This window comes from Mycobacterium palustre, from assembly GCF_002101785.1.
Taxonomy (GTDB): Bacteria; Actinomycetota; Actinomycetes; order Mycobacteriales; family Mycobacteriaceae; genus Mycobacterium; species Mycobacterium palustre.
Genome location: NZ_LQPJ01000115.1, coordinates 109,815 through 127,135, shown reverse-complemented (window position 1 = coordinate 127,135; position 17,321 = coordinate 109,815). Strand labels below are relative to the sequence as shown.

The 17,321-nt window shown below is 71.3% G+C and carries 16 protein-coding genes and 2 pseudogenes; 14 read left to right on the top strand and 4 right to left on the bottom strand.

Translation table 11 applies throughout. The features are described from left to right. Positions 1-215 (bottom strand): annotated as a pseudogene (locus tag AWC19_RS30095) (LppU/SCO3897 family protein); the annotation flags it as partial. Between the two features lie 78 nt (positions 216-293). Here AWC19_RS30095 and AWC19_RS18650 point away from each other — a divergent pair. The 5 genes from AWC19_RS18650 to AWC19_RS18630 are packed head-to-tail and all read left to right on the top strand — an operon-like array spanning position 294 to position 6,127. Continuing rightward, complete coding sequence (locus AWC19_RS18650; protein WP_085079480.1) at positions 294-1,907, top strand: peptide ABC transporter substrate-binding protein; 1,614 nt, start codon at positions 294-296, stop codon at positions 1,905-1,907. Between the two features lies 1 nt (position 1,908). Beyond that, the gene (locus AWC19_RS18645; RefSeq protein ID WP_085079479.1) at positions 1,909-2,835 is read left to right on the top strand and encodes an ABC transporter permease; all 927 of its coding nucleotides are present in this window, start codon (positions 1,909-1,911) and stop codon (positions 2,833-2,835) included. Next, positions 2,828-3,691 carry an ABC transporter permease gene (locus AWC19_RS18640; RefSeq protein WP_085079478.1) on the top strand — a complete coding sequence of 288 codons (864 nt, stop codon included), beginning with the start codon at positions 2,828-2,830 and terminating at the stop codon, positions 3,689-3,691. The genes AWC19_RS18645 and AWC19_RS18640 overlap by 8 nt, the downstream gene beginning before the upstream one ends. Next, positions 3,688-5,313, top strand: a complete 1,626-nt coding sequence (locus AWC19_RS18635) for a dipeptide ABC transporter ATP-binding protein (protein ID WP_245849105.1) — start codon at positions 3,688-3,690, stop codon at positions 5,311-5,313. Before AWC19_RS18640 ends, AWC19_RS18635 begins: the two co-directional genes overlap by 4 nt. A gap of 55 nt (positions 5,314-5,368) precedes the next feature. Continuing rightward, positions 5,369-6,127, top strand: coding sequence for an oxidoreductase (locus AWC19_RS18630; RefSeq protein ID WP_085079476.1), 759 nt, complete (start codon positions 5,369-5,371; stop codon positions 6,125-6,127). A 425-nt stretch (positions 6,128-6,552) separates the two neighbouring features. Here the strand turns inward: AWC19_RS18630 and AWC19_RS18620 are convergent, their stop codons facing one another. Next, on the bottom strand, positions 6,553-7,410 hold the full coding sequence (locus tag AWC19_RS18620; RefSeq protein ID WP_085079475.1) for an HAD-IB family hydrolase: 858 nt from the start codon (positions 7,408-7,410) through the stop codon (positions 6,553-6,555). Between the two features lie 493 nt (positions 7,411-7,903). Here AWC19_RS18620 and ssd point away from each other — a divergent pair, with 493 nt between their 5' ends. The 7 genes from ssd to AWC19_RS29280 all read left to right on the top strand — a co-directional run bounded on the left by ssd (position 7,904) and on the right by AWC19_RS29280 (position 12,477). Continuing rightward, a complete protein-coding gene (ssd, locus tag AWC19_RS18615) occupies positions 7,904-8,947 on the top strand; it encodes a septum site-determining protein Ssd (RefSeq protein ID WP_142281285.1) in 1,044 nt (347 codons plus the stop codon). Beyond that, a complete protein-coding gene (locus tag AWC19_RS18610; protein WP_085079474.1) occupies positions 8,944-10,107 on the top strand; it encodes a TadA family conjugal transfer-associated ATPase in 1,164 nt (387 codons plus the stop codon). The genes ssd and AWC19_RS18610 overlap by 4 nt, the downstream gene beginning before the upstream one ends. Then, positions 10,104-10,898: a type II secretion system F family protein gene (locus AWC19_RS18605; RefSeq protein WP_085079473.1), complete on the top strand. Its 795-nt coding sequence runs from the start codon at positions 10,104-10,106 to the stop codon at positions 10,896-10,898. The genes AWC19_RS18610 and AWC19_RS18605 overlap by 4 nt, the downstream gene beginning before the upstream one ends. A gap of 100 nt (positions 10,899-10,998) precedes the next feature. Further along, positions 10,999-11,589 (top strand): type II secretion system F family protein, encoded by a 591-nt coding sequence (locus tag AWC19_RS18600; RefSeq protein WP_211284948.1) that lies wholly within the window; start codon positions 10,999-11,001, stop codon positions 11,587-11,589. Between the two features lie 18 nt (positions 11,590-11,607). Then, the gene (locus AWC19_RS18595; RefSeq protein WP_085079427.1) at positions 11,608-11,808 is read left to right on the top strand and encodes a DUF4244 domain-containing protein; all 201 of its coding nucleotides are present in this window, start codon (positions 11,608-11,610) and stop codon (positions 11,806-11,808) included. 38 nt (positions 11,809-11,846) lie between these two features. Further along, positions 11,847-12,134 carry a TadE family type IV pilus minor pilin gene (locus AWC19_RS29285; RefSeq protein ID WP_142281283.1) on the top strand — a complete coding sequence of 96 codons (288 nt, stop codon included), beginning with the start codon at positions 11,847-11,849 and terminating at the stop codon, positions 12,132-12,134. 19 nt (positions 12,135-12,153) lie between these two features. Then, on the top strand, positions 12,154-12,477 hold the full coding sequence (locus AWC19_RS29280) for an Rv3654c family TadE-like protein (RefSeq protein ID WP_142281278.1): 324 nt from the start codon (positions 12,154-12,156) through the stop codon (positions 12,475-12,477). On the opposite strand, the pseudogene AWC19_RS18585 reads toward AWC19_RS29280, so the two are convergent. Both AWC19_RS18585 and AWC19_RS18580 read right to left on the bottom strand, forming a co-directional pair. Further along, positions 12,474-13,512 (bottom strand): annotated as a pseudogene (locus AWC19_RS18585) (PAS domain-containing protein). The gene AWC19_RS29280 and the pseudogene AWC19_RS18585 overlap by 4 nt on opposite strands. Before the next feature lie 167 nt (positions 13,513-13,679). Next, entirely contained in the window at positions 13,680-16,019 is a 2,340-nt protein-coding gene (locus AWC19_RS18580) for a DEAD/DEAH box helicase (RefSeq protein ID WP_085079482.1), read from the bottom strand. 248 nt (positions 16,020-16,267) lie between these two features. On the opposite strand from AWC19_RS18580, the gene cspA reads away from it, so the two are divergent. Together cspA and AWC19_RS18570 are read left to right on the top strand one after the other, a co-directional pair. After that, positions 16,268-16,471: a cold shock protein CspA gene (gene cspA / locus AWC19_RS18575; RefSeq protein WP_007166602.1), complete on the top strand. Its 204-nt coding sequence runs from the start codon at positions 16,268-16,270 to the stop codon at positions 16,469-16,471. A gap of 151 nt (positions 16,472-16,622) precedes the next feature. Then, positions 16,623-17,231, top strand: coding sequence for a hypothetical protein (locus AWC19_RS18570; RefSeq protein ID WP_085079429.1), 609 nt, complete (start codon positions 16,623-16,625; stop codon positions 17,229-17,231). The last annotated feature ends 90 nt before the right edge of the window (positions 17,232-17,321 follow it).

Here is a 17,321-nt window from a genome sequence, read left to right as displayed (position 1 = left end):
CTGCGATGGCTCGCCGGTGACGGCCCACTCGTTCGTCGACGCCTGCGTGGCGGGGGATAACCCGGATACGCGGGCGGCGGCCCGCCACGCGTGCGGCCACGCTGCACCAGCCCGATCACCAGGCACACCAAACCGATGGCGGGAATGCCCAACGTCGCCACCAGAAATCCCGCGTGAACTTGGGATTCGTGCGAGGCGAGCGATGCGGCGGTCACGACGGGATCTTAGGTTGACTCGGTGCTGCCCGGCACTTCACCGCCGCCGACCGCCCGGCAGGCCCTAGGGTCGCTGGCATGCGTCGGATGCGGGTGCGGGGCTTGCTGGCCGCCGCCGTGCTGGCGGCCGGATCGCTGACCGGTTGCGGCGGCGGCGTGCTGAGCCCCGAGCTGGTGCTGGTCAACGGCGCCGAACCGCCTTACCCGCTGGTGCCGACCAGCACCAACGACAGCAACGGCGGACGGATCCTCGATCGGCTCTTCGCCGGACTCGTCTCCTACGACGCCGCCGGAAACACCGCAAACGAGGTCGCCCAGTCGATCGAGACCACCGACAACGTCAACTACCGGATCGTGCTCAAGCCGGGCTGGCGGTTCACCGATGGCTCGCCGGTGACGGCCCACTCGTTCGTCGACGCCTGGAACTACGGGGCGCTGAGCACCAACGCCCAGCTGCAGCAAAGCTTCTTCAGCCCGATCGACGGCTTCGACGACGTTTCCCGCGGCGATCCCCGGCGGACCACCATGTCCGGGCTGCGGGTCGTCAACGACCTCGAGTTCACGGTGCGGCTGAAGGCACCGACCGTCGACTTCCTGCTGCGGCTTGGGCACAGCGCCTTCTACCCGTTGCCCGACACCGCGTTTCGTGACATGGCCGCCTTCGGCCGCAACCCGATCGGCAACGGCCCCTACAAGCTGGCCGACGGCCCGGACGGGCCGGCCTGGGAACACAACGTCAAGATCGACCTGCGGCCCAACCCCGACTACCACGGCAACCGAAAACCCCACAACAAGGGGATCAGGTTCGAGTTCTACGCCAACCTCGACACCGCCTACGCCGACCTGTTGTCGGGCAATCTCGATGTGCTGGACACCATTCCGCCCAGCGCGCTGCCGGTCTACAAGCGCGACCTGGGTGACAACGTGACGAGCGGGCCGGTCGCCGTCAAACACAGCCTCGACACACCGCTGCGGCTCCCGCATTTCGGCGGCGAGGAAGGCCGCCTGCGCCGGCTCGCGCTGTCCGCCGCCGTCAACCGAGCGGAAATCTGCAAGAACATCCTCATGGGCACCCGCACCCCGGCGCGTGATTTCACCGCCCGGTCGCTGCCGGGGTTCGACCCGAACCTGCCCGGCAACGACGCGCTAGACTTCAATCCCGCACGCGCGCGGCAACTTTGGGCGCAAGCCAACGCGCTCTCGGCGTGGAGCGGCCAGTATGCGATCACCTACAACGCCGACGCGGGAAACCAGGAGTGGGTGGACGCGGTGGCCAACAGCATCAAGAACGTGCTGGGCATCGACGCCGTCGGCGCGCCGCAGCCCACTTTCGCCGGGTTCCGCACCCAGATCACCAACCACACGATCTCGACGGCCTTCCGCGCCGCGTGGCAGGGCGACTACCCGTCGATGATCGAGTTCCTCGCCCCGCTGTTCGCCACGGGGGCGGGCTCCAACGACGTGGGCTACTCCAACCCCCAGTTCGACGCGGCGCTGGCCACCGCCGAGGCCGCGCCCAACCTGCCGGAATCGGGTGCTTTGGCCAACGCCGCCCAGCGATTCCTGATGCACGACATGCCCGTCGTCCCGCTGTGGGACAACATCGGTGTGCTGGGCTGGTCGACGCTGGTCAAAAACGTCCGCGTCGCCTGGAACGGGCTGCCCGACTACGAGAACATCGAGAAGGCCTGAGATGGGCCGGTACATCGTGCGGCGGATCGCCCTGATGGTGCCGGTCTTCCTCGGTGCCACGCTGCTGATTTATGGCCTGGTATTCCTGCTGCCCGGCGACCCGGTGGCGGCCATGGCCGGCGACCGCCCGCTGACACCCGCGGTGGCCGCGGCGCTGCGCGCCCGGTACCACCTCGACGAGCCCTTCATCGTCCAGTACCTGCATTACCTGGGCGGAATCCTGCACGGCGACCTGGGCCGCTCCTACTCCGGTCTGCCCGTCAGTGCGGTTCTCGCGCATGCCTTTCCGGTCACCATGAGGCTCGCGCTGATCGCGGTGGCGGTGGAAGCGGTGCTCGGGATCGGCTTCGGGGTGATAGCCGGCCTGCGCGAGGGCGGCATCTTCGACTCCACCATGCTGGTCGCGGGGCTCCTCATCGTCGCGATCCCGACCTTCGTCCTGGGCTTTGTGGCGCAGTTCGTGTTCGGTGTCCGGCTCGGGATCGCGCCCGTCACCGTGGGCGACCGGTCGAGCTTCGCTCGGTTGCTGCTGCCCGGAATCGTCTTGGGCTCGGTGTCTTTCGCATACGTCATGCGGCTGACCCGGTCCGCGGTGGCCGCCAACGCCCACGCCGACTACGTGCGCACCGCGACCGCCAAGGGTTTGTCGCGGCGGCGCGTGGTGGCGGTGCACATCCTGCGCAACTCCCTGATCCCGGTGGTGACCTTCCTCGGCGCCGACCTGGGCTCGCTGATGGGCGGGGCGATCGTCACCGAAGGCATCTTCAACATTCACGGCGTCGGCGGCGTGTTGTACCAGGCCGTCACCCGGCAGGAGGCGCCCACCGTGGTGTCCATCGTGACGGTGCTGGTGCTGATCTATCTGATCGCCAACCTGGCGGTGGACCTGCTGTACGCCGCGCTCGATCCCCGGATCCGCTATGGCTGAGCCCCACGGCTTTTGGCGTGACGCGTGGCGCACGCTGCGGCGGCGACCGAAGTTCGTCGTCGCCGCCGTGCTGATCGCCGTCATCCTTGTGGTCGCGACGTTCCCGTCGCTGTTTACCGGCATCGACCCCACCTTTGCCGATCCCAGCCAAAGCCTGCTTCCGCCCTCGGGCACACACTGGTTCGGCACCGATCTGCAGGGCCACGACATCTATGCGCGCACCGTGTATGGCGCCCGCGCCTCGGTCACGGTGGGGTTGGGCGCCACGCTGCTGGTGTTCGTCGTCGGCGGGGCGCTGGGCGCGCTGGCCGGCTTCTACGGGGGCTGGGTCGACGCGGCGGTCTCTCGCGTCACCGACGTCTTCTTCGCGCTGCCGCTGTTGCTTGCGGCCATCGTGATCATGGGCGTCATGCACCACCGCACCGTGTGGACGGTGATCGCCGTGCTGGCGCTGTTCGGCTGGCCGCAGGTGGCCCGGATTGCCCGCGGCGCGGTGATCGAGTTGCGCGCCAGCGACTACGTGCTCGCGGCGAAAGCGTTGGGGCTGAAGGACTTTCAGATCCTGCTGCGCCATGGGCTGCCTAACGCCCTGGGGCCCGTGCTGGCGGTGGCCACCATCGCCCTCGGCGTTTTCATCGTCACCGAGGCGTCGCTGTCGTACCTCGGGGTCGGGCTGCCCCCGTCGGTGGTGTCCTGGGGTGGCGACATCAACCTCGCGCAGAGCCGGCTGCGGTCGGGCTCGCCGATCCTGTTCTATCCGGCCGGGGCGCTGGCGATCACGGTGCTGGCCTTCATGATGATGGGCGACGCGTTGCGGGATGCCCTGGACCCGGCGTCGAGGGCATGGCGCGCATGAATAGCACCGAGGTGCCGCTGCTCTCGGTCGAAGGCCTGGAGGTGACGTTCGGTTCCCAGGAGCCCGCGGTGCGTGGGGTCGATCTGACCGTGCGGCGCGGCCAGACCGTCGCGGTGGTGGGTGAATCGGGCTCGGGAAAATCCACCACGGCCGCCGCGATCCTGGGCCTGCTGCCGCCCGGCGGCCGAATCACCGCCGGCCGCATCGTCTTCGACGGGCGAGACATCGGCGGCGCTGACCGCCGGACCCTGCGCTCGCTGCGGGGCCGGGCCATCGGCTATGTCCCCCAGGACCCGATGACCAACCTCAACCCCGTGTGGAAGGTGGGCTTCCAGATCCGGGAAGCCTTGCGCGCCAACACCGATGGGCGCGACGCGCGGCGACGCGCGCTCGAGCTGCTTGCCGAGGCCGGCATGCCGGACCCGGTGAAGCAGGCCGGCCGTTACCCGCATCAGCTCTCCGGCGGCATGTGCCAGCGCGCCCTGATCGCCATCGGGTTGGCCGGCCGGCCCAAGCTGCTCATCGCCGATGAGCCGACCTCCGCGCTCGACGTCACCGTGCAACGCCAGGTGCTCGACCACCTGCAGCACCTCACCGACGAGCTGGGAACCGCGCTGCTGCTGATCACCCACGACCTGGCGCTGGCCGCCGAGCGCGCCGAGACCGTCGTCGTGGTGCGCCGCGGCGCGGTGGTGGAATCCGGTGCCGCACAATCGATCCTGCGCGACCCGCAACACGAATACACCCGGCGATTGGTGACCGCCGGCCCGTCCCTCAACACAAGGACCACACCGCGAGCCCGCCCGCTTGCCGAGCACCCGCCCGACGACCTTCTGGTCGCCTCCGAGCTGACCAAGGTGTATGCAGAATCGCGTGGGGCACCGCACTGGCCAAGGAAGCGGCGCACGGAGTTTCGCGCCGTCGACGCGGTGTCGTTTCGGCTGCGCCGGGCCAGCACCCTGGGCGTCGTCGGGGAGTCGGGCTCGGGCAAGTCGACCCTGGCCCGGATGGTGCTGGGCCTGCTGCCGCCCACCTCGGGCAGCGTGGTCTTCGACGGCACCCCGATCACCGGGCCCCTGAATCACGATCGGGCGATGGCCCTCCGCCGGCGGATGCAGCCGGTGTTCCAAAACCCTTACAGCAGCCTGGATCCCATGTATACGGTGTTTCGCGCGATCGAGGAGCCGTTGCGGATACACCGGGTCGGTGACCGCACGCAGCGGGCGCGGGCGGTGCGCGAACTGCTCGACCAGGTGGCGCTGCCGTCGTCGGTGTCGGGACGGCTGCCGCGCGAATTGTCGGGCGGTCAGCGGCAGCGGGTGGCGATCGCCCGGGCGTTGGCGCTGCGGCCCGAGGTGCTGGTCTGTGACGAGGCGGTCTCGGCGCTCGACGTTCTGGTGCAACAGCAGATCCTGGATCTGCTGGCGGACCTTCAGGCCGAACTCGGCCTGACCTATCTATTCATCAGCCACGACCTGGCGGTCATCCGCCAGATCGCCGACGACGTCTTGGTGATGCGCGCCGGCCGTGTGGTGGAGCAGGCGCCGACCGAGGAACTGTTCACCCGGCCCCGTCACGAGTACACGCGCCAGCTGCTAGAGGCCATCCCCCGGCCGATGTGAAGGCGTCGCGAACCCGTCGTCACGTGCGCGGCGCCTGGGGATAGGTTGGCAACCCGTGACCGACGATCCGCTGGCCCCGCTGATGGAACTGCCCGGCGTCGCCGAGGCCAGCGACCGCGCCCGCGACGCCCTGGGCCGCGCCCACCGGCACCGGGCCAACCTGCGGGGCTGGCCGGTGACCGCCGCCGAGGCGGCTTTGCGCGCGGCGCGCGCATCGTCGGTGCTCGATGGCGGACCGGTGCGGCTCGACGACCTGGCGGACGCGGGGCACGTCAGCGATCCGGTGTTCGGGGGCGCGCTGCGGGTGGCGCAGGCGCTGGAAGGCGGCGGGGGGCCGGTCGTCGGCATCTGGCAGCGGGCGCCGCTGCAGGCGCTGGCCCGTCTGCACATGCTGGCCGCGGCCGACCTGGTCGACGAGGAGCGGCTGGGCCGCCCACGCGGGGACGCCGACGTGGGTCCCCGCCTCGAGTTGCTGGCCGGGTTGATGACCGGCGGCACCCGCGCGCCGGCGCCGGTGGTGGCCGCCGTCGCCCACGGAGAACTGCTGACCCTGAAGCCGTTTGGCAGCGCGGACGGCGTGGTGGCGCGCGCCGTGTCACGGCTGGTGACGATCGCCAGCGGGCTCGATCCGCACGGACTGGGCGTGCCCGAGGTCAGCTGGATGCGCCAGCCCGCGGAGTACCGCGACGCCGCGCGCGGGTTCGCCGACGGCACGCCCGACGGGGTGGGCGCCTGGCTGGTGCTGTGTTGCCGGGCGATGCGGGCCGGCGCGCAGGAGGCCGTGACGATCGCGGAGGCGCTCGGAAAACGGTAGCCGGAAGCCTCAGAAAAGGCGTGCCACAAATGTAAAGCGGGCGACGTCCCAAAGTATTCGGTCCGCCGCCCGCTAACACGGAACTCGGTTACCAAGCGTGCATTTCTGGGCTGCGTGGGTTGGCCTCGGCGATCTTGCGACGCCTCCGGCTGCGACCCCACCCAAAGGGCCGTCGACACCATCCGCTTTTCGCAATTACGCAGGCCCGCAACACTTCTGCCATTATCGCGGCTATGACTCCGCGTGGGTGCCGGGTTCCGTGCTGGGCGCCCGATTCGGGAGAACGATCCTTCTCTTCCGGATCGACCTTGGCCTCACCGGGCTTCCGTGGTTCCTTTGTACTACTAGACCCCTAGCACAGCAAGGCCTAGCCGCGAAGCAAAATTTGTTGCGTGAGCGGCAAGTTTGCTGCGTCGGCGAAAGATTTACAACGCGAAGCGGCGCAGCAGCGAGTAGGTGACCGCCCCGGCGGCGAGGGCGGTGACGCCCACGGCGGCCGTCGTCGCGATCGCGGCGCCCGACGGTGCCGGAAGCCGGTCGCGCAGCGACACCGGGCGCGAGAACGTCAAGACCGGCCATCCCCGTTCGAGGGCTTCTTTGCGCAAGGCGCGGTCGGGGTTGACGACGCTGGGGTGGCCGACGGCCTCGAGCATCGGCAGGTCGGTGATCGAGTCGGAGTAGGCGTAGCAGTGCTCGAGCGGGTAGCCCTCCCTGGCGGCCAATTCGCGGATCGCCTGCACCTTGCCCTCGCCGTAGCAGTAGAACGCGACCTCGCCGGTGTACTTGCCGTCCTCGACGACCATCCGGGTCGCCATCGCATGGGTCGCGCCCAGGGCCCGGGCGATCGGTGCGACGATCTCCTCCCCGGAGGCCGAGACCACCACGACGTCGCGGCCACACAATTTGTGGCCGGCGATCAGGTCCGCGGCCTCGGCGAAAACCAGCGGCGTGACGATGTCGTGCAGCGTTTCGTTGACGATCGACTTGACCTGCTCCGCGTCCCAGCCGGTGCACATGTTGGCCAGGTGGGTCCGCATCCGGTCCATCTGGTCATGATCGGCACCGGAGAGCAGAAAGATGAACTGGGCATAGCTGGACTTGAGCACGGCTCGGCGGTTGAGCAGTCCCTGGTCGAAGAACGGTTTGCTGAACGCCAGCGTGCTGGACTTGGCGATGATCGTCTTGTCCAGGTCAAAGAAGGCGGCGGTGCGGGCCCCGGGCGCGGCGGTTGCCGCTGTTTCCGGAGAGGTTTGCTGCCGCGCGGCCGGATCGGAGACGGTCACCGATCCAGCATAGGGCGGTGGCGCGACGGCCCCGCCACTTCGGGCCCGAAACACTGCGACTAGCCGCCCGACAGAACATACCGTCGGTATTTTTGCGGCTCAACGCGCCTTTCGTTCGAACAGATACTTGCGTTAGTGCGGACTGTCATGTGTATAGTAAGCATTACTCGGCCTGAGCCGAGGGTGTATCAGCCCGACCCCCCGGGGCTGATACACGACGACCCTCGCCTCCTCCCCCCCTGGCGGGGGTCGTCCCTTTTCTAGGGTAAGTCGTCTCGTGCGGAACGGCCCGAATCCGGACCCGCCGCGTGTTGCGGGCCCGCGTCCCTCGTGTGCTGGAGCGGCCCCCGGCCGACGCGTTTGTGCACACCGGCGTCTCTATCCACAGATCCGGCTTTGGGACTGGTGTGCCAAGGTCACGCCGCCGCAAGGTGGGTGAGTGACCACCACCGGCCGCGCCGAATCCAGCACCCCGTCGGGCGTGTTGGCGGCCGTGTCGGACTCGGCGTTGCGTGACGAGCTGGATCGGGTGGCCGCCGCGGTCGGTGTCCGGGTCGTTCATGCCGGCGGGTCCGTCAGCCGCAAGACGTGGTCCGCCGCCGCGGCGGTCATGCTCGACGAGGCGGCGGCCGACCGGTGCGGGCAGTTGGCGCTGCCGCGGCGCGCCCACGTCGCCGTGCTGACGGCCGCCGAGCCCGCGACCGCGACGTGGGCGGCGGCCGTCGCAGTAGGAGCGCAGCACGTGCTGCGGCTGCCCGATCAGGAGCGCGAGTTGGTGCGCGCGCTCGCCGACGCCGTCGAAGCGGCGCGGGGCCACGCGGCGCGCGGCCACGTCGTCGGCGTGATCGGAGGCTGTGGTGGTGCCGGCGCGTCGTTGCTCGCGGTCGCGCTCGCGCACGTCGCCGGCGACGCGCTGCTGGTGGACCTCGATCCGTGGGGCGGTGGCCTCGATCTGTTGATGGGCTGCGAGACGACGCCGGGATTGCGTTGGCCGGATCTGGTGCTGCAGGGCGGGCGGCTCAGCTGGTCGGCCGTGCGCGAGGCGCTGCCGCGGCACCGGGGAATCAGCTTGCTGTCCGGCACCCGGCGCGGCCACGAGCTCGACGTCGCGCCGGTGGACGCCGTCGTCGACGCCGGGCGCCGCGGCGGGGTGACCGTGGTCTGCGATCTGCCTCGCCGCCTCACCGACGCGGCGCACACCGCGCTCGACGCCGCAGATCTCGTGGTGGTGGTCAGCCCGTGCGCGGTGCGGGCGTGCGCGGCGACCGCGGCGATGGCACCGGTGCTGGCCGCGATAAACCCCAATCTCGGCCTGGCCGTTCGGGGTCCGTCGCCGGGGGGATTGCGGGCGGCCGAGGTCGCCGACATCAGCGGCCTGCCGCTGCTGGCGTCCGTCCGCGCCGAGCCGCAACTCGCCGAGCAGGTGGAACGCGGCGGTCTCCGGCTCCGACGGCGATCTGCGCTGGCGGCGGCCGCGCGGCAAGTGCTCGCGGTGTTGCCGGGCGCCGGCCCCGCCCGGAGCGGCAGGGCGGCGTGAGCGACTCGCTGATCGAGCGGGTGCGCGAGCGCCTGGCATCCGAATCCGGCCCGTTGCGGCCCCGCCTGGTGGCCGACGCGATCCGCGCCGAGTCGGGCGGGATGCTCGGCGACACGGAAATGCTGACCAACCTTCGGGCGCTGCAGACCGAGCTGACCGGCGCCGGCATCCTCGAACCGTTGTTGTGCGCCGACGGCACCACCGACGTCTTGGTCACCGCGCCCGATGCGGTGTGGGTGGACGACGGCAATGGCCTGCGCCGCACCGGAATTCGCTTCGCCGACGAGGCGGCGGTGCGCAGGCTGGCGCAGCGGCTGGCGCTGGCCGCCGGCCGGCGCCTCGACGACGCGCAGCCGTGGGTGGACGGCCAGCTGACCGGTGTCGGGGCCGGGGGCTTCGCCGTGCGGTTGCACGCCGTGCTGCCGCCCGTGGCCGCCGGCGGAACGTGCCTGTCGCTGCGGGTGTTGCGGCCGGCGACGCAGGACTTGGCGGCCCTGACCGCCGCCGGCGCGATCGATCCCCAGGCCGCCGCGCTCGTCGCCGACATCATCGCCGCTCGGTTGGCCTTCCTGGTGTGTGGCGGGACCGGGGCCGGGAAGACGACCCTGCTCGCGGCGATGTTGGGCGCCGTGCCGGAGACCGAACGGATCGTGTGCGTCGAGGACGCCGCCGAGCTGGCGCCCCGCCATCCGCACCTGGTGAAGCTGGTCGCGCGGTGCCCCAACGTCGAGGGCGTCGGTGAGGTCGCGGTGCGCGAACTCGTGCGACAGGCGCTGCGGATGCGTCCAGACCGCATCGTGGTCGGCGAGGTCCGGGGCGCCGAAGTGGTCGACCTGCTGGCCGCGCTGAACACCGGCCACGACGGCGGCGCCGGAACGGTGCACGCCAACAATCCGGGTGAGGTGCCCGCCCGGCTGGAGGCGCTGGGCGCCCTGGGCGGCCTGGATCGCGGTGCGCTGCACAGCCAACTCGCCGCGGCGGTCCAGGTGCTGCTGCACGTGGCGCGCGACCGGTCGGGTCGGCGCCGGCTCGCCGAGATCGCGGTGCTGCGCCGAATCGAGGGGCGCGTCGCGGCGGTCACCGCATGGCACGCCGAGCGCGGCATGACCGACGCCGCGGGCGAGCTGCGCTGCCTGCTGCGAAGCCGGGTGTCGGGATGAGCGGCGTGTCGGTTGGGGCGCTGCTGTTATCGGTCGCGCTGGCGGTGTTTTCGCCGTCGCCCGGGCGGCGGCTGATGGTGGCGGGGCGTGGCCGGCTGCGGCTGCCCAAGGGTGCGGCCGGCGGGGCCGCGGCCTGCGCCGGGGTGGCCGCCGCGGTGCTGCTGCCGCTGACCACGGTCCTCGCCGTCGCGGCGGTGGGCGCGACTTTGGGCCTGCGCCACCGTCGACGACGCCGCATGCGGTGCGCGGCGGACGAGGGCCGCGCGCTGGAAACCGCCCTCGACGTGTTGGTCGGTGAGTTGCGGGTGGGCGCTCATCCGGTGCGGGCGTTCGACGTGGCCGCCGACGAGACCGGAGGACCGGTGGGGGCTGCGCTGCGCGCGGTGGCGGCACGGGCCCGATTGGGCGCCGACGTGACGGCCGGCCTGCGCGCCGCGGCGCGCTCGTCGGCGCTGCCCGCGCACTGGGACCGGCTCGCGGTGTGCTGGCAGCTGGCCAGCGAGCAGGGGCTGGCGATCGCAACCCTGATGCGCGCCGCGCAGCGCGATATCGCCGAGCGGCAACGGTTCACCGCGCGGGTGTCGTCCGGCATGGCCGGGGCGCGCGCCACCGCGGCGATACTGGCGGGCCTGCCGCTGCTCGGCGTGCTGCTGGGTCAGCTGCTCGGGGCCCGGCCGCTGAGCTTTCTGCTGGACGGCCACGTGGGCGGATGGCTGCTGGTCGCCGGCTCGGTGCTGGCCTGCGCCGGGCTGCTGTGGGCGGACCGGATCACCGATGGGCTGGCGTCGTGACCCGCGCCGGCGACGATGCATCGCGCAAGCGATGAGGAGGAGTGGCGCATGACCCGCGCCGGCGACGATGCATCGCGGAAGCGATGAGGAGGAGTGGCGCATGACCACCGCGGCGGTGTTGCTGGCCATCGCGCTGTGGATCGGACCCGGCCCCTCGGCGGTGCGGGCGCGGGCGGGGATGCGGCCCCTCACGTCCGGAGCGCGCCCGCGGCCGCTCACGGGGCCCGACCCGCTGGCCGTCGCGTCCAGCCTCGACGTGCTGGCCGTCTGCCTGGAGGCCGGCATGGCGGTGTCGGCCGGCGCCGCGGCGACGGCGCCGTCCGCCCCGGCGAAGCTGGGCACGGTGCTGCGCCGGGCGGCCGACCTGCTCGCGCTGGGCGCCGACCCCGCAGTGGCATGGTCGATCCCGCCCGACGCGCCGGCTGGCCACGCCGACGCGCACACCGACGCGCTGCTGCGGCTGGCGCGGCGGTCGGCGTCCTCGGGCGCCGCGTTGGCGCGCGGCATCACCGAGCTCGCCGACCAGTCTCGTCACGACGCCGCGCACGCGGCCACCGCGGCCGCCGAGCGGGCGGGTGTGCTGGTCGCCGGGCCGCTCGGGCTCTGCTTCTTGCCCGCGTTCGTATGCCTGGGCATCGTGCCGATGGTGGTGGGGCTGGCCCGCGACGTGTTGCAGTCGGGCCTGCTATGAAACGAAAGGAAACCATTGATGCGCAACATATTCCGCGGCTTGCTGATCCGGATGGTCGTCGTCGCGACCGACGAGTCGGGCATGTCGACCGTCGAATACGCTATCGGCACCGTGGCGGCGGCGGCCTTCGGCGCGATCCTCTACACCGTCGTCACCGGCGATTCCATCGTGTCGGCGCTCAACAACATCATCGGTCGCGCCCTCAACACCAAGGTTTAGCCCGCTGTGCCGGCGGCGCGAGCACCGTCGAGGCGGCGCTGGCGATCGCCGCGCTGGTCGTGGTGCTGGTGCTGTGCCTGGCCGGTGTCACCGCGGTGTCGATGCAGGTGCGCTGCGTCGACGCCGCCCGGGAGGCGGCCCGGCTGGCCGCTCGCGGTGACGAACGGGTGGCGGTCGAGGCCGCGCGCCGCGTCGCGCCGGTGGGGGCGCGGGTCCGCGTCGACCGCGACGGTGATTTCGTGGTGGCCACCGTCGTTGCGCGTTCAAAGCTCTTGCCCGCGTTGGACATTGCGGGCAGGGCGGTTTCGGCGGCCGAACCCCGGTGATGACCGGGGCGCGGCCACCGTGCTGGCGGCCGCGATGGTGGTGGTGTTGCTGTCGGTCACCGGCGCCGGCGCGTACCTGGGGTCGGCGGTGGTCGCGCGTCACCGCGCGCAGGCCGCCGCCGCCCTGGCGGCGCTGGCCGCGGCCGGCTATCTGCCCTCCGGCGCCGCGGCGGCCTGCAGCCGCGCTTCGGCCGTCGCGCACGAAATGCGCGTCGACGACGCCGCGTGCGGCGTGGACGGTCTCGACGTCGTCGTCACCGTCCGGGTGGTCGTCGCCTTCGGCGGGGCGGCACGGGCCGCCGCGCGGGCCGGCCCCGTCGGCTCGGCCGTCGGTGGCGGCTAGGTCGTCTCGTTGAAGGCTTGCGGCAGTCCCGCGGCGGCGACTTCCTCGTCGGTCGGCAGTCGCAGCGAAACCAGCCCGGCGAAGGTGTCCGGTTCGAGTTCGACCCGGTTGACCGTGACGTGCAGCGGAACCCAGTCGACGTCGTGGCCGGGCATGCGCAGCACGCGGCTGGTGGGCCCGTCGGCGGATTCCTTCGTCATGCGGGTCCACAGGTGTTCGTCGTCGGGGTGCACCCTCGGCCCGCCCGTCTTGGCGGCCCGCCAGTCATAGAAGGGGCAGGGCTCGTCGAGCCATTTCAGCAAGGACCAGTTGCTGACGTCGACCAGCGCGCGGTGCACACCGGCTTGCGCCAGCCCTTGCAGGATCCGCTGCGCCAGATCATCGGTCGAGACCGGCGGGCCCTTGAATTCGGTGCGCCAGTTCATCGCCCGCGCCACCAGGTGATCCCGCCCGTCCGGCCCCGGTTCCAGCGTGGTGCGCGCGACGAAGCCGATCCGGACTGGGCTGCCCCGCCAATCGGCGACATCCCATGTGCTGCAGAGGGTTTGGTCCGGTTTGGCCCTGACTGCCATGGCCAGCACCTTGGTTTCGTTCGGGTTGAGTTCGCGCGACGGCAGGTCCTCGGCGAATGCCCTGCCGAACGCCACCTCGACGTCGGGATTCTTGCCGCTGTTGATCAGCGACTCGCGGGTGTCGGTGGCCACGCCCAGGGTGAGGTCCCACTTCAGCGGCCCCGGGATGGGGCGCTCGGCCGGCTCGGCGTCGGCCGGGCCGGTCCACACGTGCACGCCGTGGACGTAGCCGTCGGACATCACCACCGGTTCGGTGCGGATGACGCGGTCGCGCTTGGTGGTGATGCTGGTCAGGCTCTGGCCGTTGCGCACCGTCTCGGCGATCGCGGTTCGGACCGCGGCGAGGTGCGGGCTGCGGCGCAGGAACGTGGTGATCGGCACGAGGTTCTTGAGTTGCCGCCCCTGCGCCACGACGGCGGGCTCGCCCCCCCAACGTCTCCACGAGCAGCCAGTCGTGGGCCATGGGGCCGATTTTATGGCCGCTGTTGTCCGCCCTTTTCGCGCTCGGCGTGATGGTACGTTGGGGTTTCCTCGGCAGGCAAGAACGGCGCCTGTGACGACGCGGATCCATGGGTCGACCGTTGAGGGGTCGGTCGCCGTCCTTGGGTTCACATCGCCGAATGAGCCCGGTTAGCCCGGGCCCCGGCCCAACGCCGCGAGCACCAGCCGCAGCACCCGCACGGCGCCGGCCTTGTCGAGCGGGTCGTTGCCGTTGCCGCACTTGGGCGACTGCACGCACGACGGGCACCCGCCCGGGCACTCGCACGCCTCGATGGCCGCCGCGGTGGCGCCCAGCCAGGTGCGGGCGCGGCGGAAGCCGCGTTCGGCGAAGCCGGCCCCGCCCGGATACCCGTCGTAGACGAAGACGCTGGGCAAGCCGTCGGGGCCGACCGCGGTGGACAGCCCGCCGATGTCGCCGCGGTCGCAGCTGGCCACCAGCGGCAGCAGGCCGATGGCCGCATGTTCGGCGGCGTGCAGCGAGCCGGGGATTTGCGGCGCGTCAATGCCGTTGCGCAGCAACGCCTCCGGGGTGATGGTGTACATCGCGGCGGTGGTGGGCAGCACGTGCTCGGGCATGTCCAGCTCGATGAAGTCGATGACCTCCCCGGAGAGCCGGCGCCGCAGGTAACCGACGACCCGGTGGGTGACCTTGACCGGCACCAGCCCCAGCGTGACCGGCCCGAACTGCGAACGCTCACCCGTCCCGGTGACGACGATGTCGGTGAGTTCGCGCGCGAACGTGGAGTAACCGGGATCCTCGGCGTGGACGAACGCGATCTGGTCCTCGAGGTCCAGGGAGTCGACGACGTAGGTCTCGCCCTGATGCAGATACACCGCGCCCGGGTGCACCGAGGCCGGGGCTCGATCGACACCCGCGCTGCCGAGCAGCCGCCCCGTATCGGCCTCCACGATGACGATCTGGCCGCCGGCCGACCCGCGGATGTCCACCGCGCCGTGCGGTTCGATCCCGGCGGCCGGAAAGTATTTGCCGTTACGGCGCCGCAGCAGCCCCTGCTCAACCAGGGAGTCGACCAGGCCCTGCGCTGCCTCGGCGGGGCCGAAGTTCCGCACCTCCGCCTCGTCGAGCGGCATTTCCGTTGCCGCGCAAAGCAATTGGGGGCCCACGATGTAGGGGTTGGCGGGATCGATGACCACGCGTTCGACCGGCTTGCCCAGCAGCGCGTCGGGGTGGTGGACCAGGTAGGTGTCCAGCGGATCGTCGCGGGCGATCAGCACCACGAGCGCGCCCTGACCGCGCCGGCCCGACCGGCCCGCCTGCTGCCAGAACGAGGCGACGGTCCCCGGGAACCCGGCGAGCACCACCGCGTCCAGCCCGGCGATGTCGACCCCCAGCTCCAGCGCATTGGTGGTGGCCAGGCCGCGCAGCCCGCCCTCGGCCAGCGCCCGCTCCAGCGCGCTGCGGTCCTCGGCCAAATATCCGGCCCGATACGACGCCACCTTCTGCGCGAGCTCGGGCGCGATGTCGGCCAGCCGCGCCTGCGCCCCCAGCGCGGTCAGCTCCGCGGCGCGCCGCGACCGCACGAACGTCAGCGTCTGCGCCCCTTCGGCGATCAGGTCGGCCATCACCCGCGCCGCCTCCGCGCCGGCCGAGCGGCGCACCGGGGCGCCGTTCTCGCCGACCAGGTCGGCCAGCAGCGCGGGCTCCCACAGCGCCACCGTCCTGGACCCCTGCGGCGAGCCGTCCTCGCTGACCTCCTCGACCGGAAGGCCGATGAGCTCGGCGGCGGTCGCGCCGGGCGAATCGGTCGTCGCGCTGGCGAAGATGACCGTCGGGGCGCTCGAGTACCGCCCGCACAACCGCAGCAGCCGGCGCAGCACCATCGCCACGTTGGAGCCGAAAACGCCGCGGTAGTAATGGCATTCGTCGACGATCACGAACCGCAGGCCGCGCAACAACACCGCCCAGCGGGCGTGGTTGCGCAGGATCGACAGATGGATCATGTCGGGGTTGGAAAACAACCAGCGGGAGCGTTCGCGGGCGAAGCCGCGCACCTCGGCGGGGCTGTCGCCGTCGTAGGCGGTGGGCGCGACCGCAAAACCGGGCTCTTGCAGCCGCGGGATGGCCGCGGTCAGCGCGTGCGCGGCGCGCAGCTGGTCGTGGCCGAGCGCCTTGGTCGGCGACAGGTACAGCACCCGGGCCCGCGGGTCCGTCGCCAACGCGTTGAGAACGGGAAGCTGATAGGCCAGCGACTTGCCCGACGCGGTGCCCGTGCTGACCACCACGTGGCGCCCCGCGTGCGCCAGCTCGGCCGCGACGGCCTGATGCGACCACGGGCGGCTGATGCCGCGGCCGGCGAACGCGCGCACCACGTCGGGATCGGCCCATTCCGGCCAGGCGTGCGGCCGGCCGGTGCGCGCAGGCAGCTCGGCGACGTGGCGCAGGGGGCCTTCGCCCGCCGCGGTACCGGCGAGCGCGACGGCAAGCAGGTCGCTGCCGAAACTCGCCAAGTTCACACCCTCCTAACATCAGCCGGTCACACAAGTCTGTCGCCGACGCGATGAACATGATTGGATGATTGCGGTCGCAGCTTCTGTGTTCGTGTCAAACTTTCGCAGGAACAATGTTGCGGCCGCGGTTCCTGCGAGGTTATCGGTCGGGTGAAGTTCCGGCGACTACGCGAGGTATGGCGGTCGCAGCTGGCCCGGGGCACCGAAAGGCGGTGCACCGCACCCATAAGAGAAGGAAAAATCAGGAAATGCCACAGGGAACTGTGAAGTGGTTCAATGCGGAGAAGGGGTTCGGGTTCATTGCCCCCGAAGACGGTTCCGCGGATGTTTTTGTCCACTACACGGAGATCCAGGGTTCGGGCTTCCGCACCCTCGAGGAAAATCAGAAGGTCGAGTTCGAGATCGGCCACAGCCCTAAGGGCCCCCAGGCCACCGGAGTCCGCTCCGTCTAAGGAGAGCAGACACTCCACCGGAACCCCCCGTGCAGTCCCGCCCAGCGGGCCCCGCCGGGGGGTTTTCGTTTCGGCGTCCCGTGCCGCCCAAACCGCCGCCGCGCCGGTTAACTGAACGCGCGGAGGGGCGAGCTGGCCTACTGTCGGTGGCGTGAGCCAGCTTTCCTTCTTTACAGCGGAGTCGGTGCCGCCCGCGGTCGCCGACCTCTCGGGGGTGCTGGCGGCCTCTGGCCAGATCGTGTTGGTCGGTGCCCCGGAGGCGCAGGGCGCCCGGCTTTCAGTGGTCGTCGACCACGAGTGGCGGGCCGCGGCGCTGGCCGAGATGATCCAAGAGGCGGGCCTAAAGCCCGAAATCGGGCGCACCGACGAAGACACCCCGCTGGTGCGGACGGCGGTGACGCCGTCGTTGGTGGCCCTGGCGGCCGAGTGGACCCGCGGCGCGGTCAAGACGGTGCCGCCGCGATGGCTGCCCGGCCCGCGGGAGCTGCGGGCGTGGACGCTGGCGGCCGGTCGCCCGGAGGGCGGGCACTACCTGCTCGGTCTGGACCCGCACGCCCCCGACACCCATTCCCCCCTGGCGTCGGCGCTGATGCGCGTCGGCATCGCGCCCACCCTGATCGGCACCCGCGGCGGCCGGCCGGCGCTTCGGATCAGCGGCCGCCGGAGGCTATCGCGCCTGGTAGAAAACGTTGGGGAACCTCCCGACGACTCGGCGGCGTTGCCGCTGTGGCCCCGCAGTGCGCCGTCGGTTACGGCGTGATTTTCGGCTAGCCGGTTTGCGCAGCCACGCCCGAGGGTGCGAAATTGTCAGGTGCCCCAAAGCGAAGGAACGCCGGCGTACCTGAAGTTC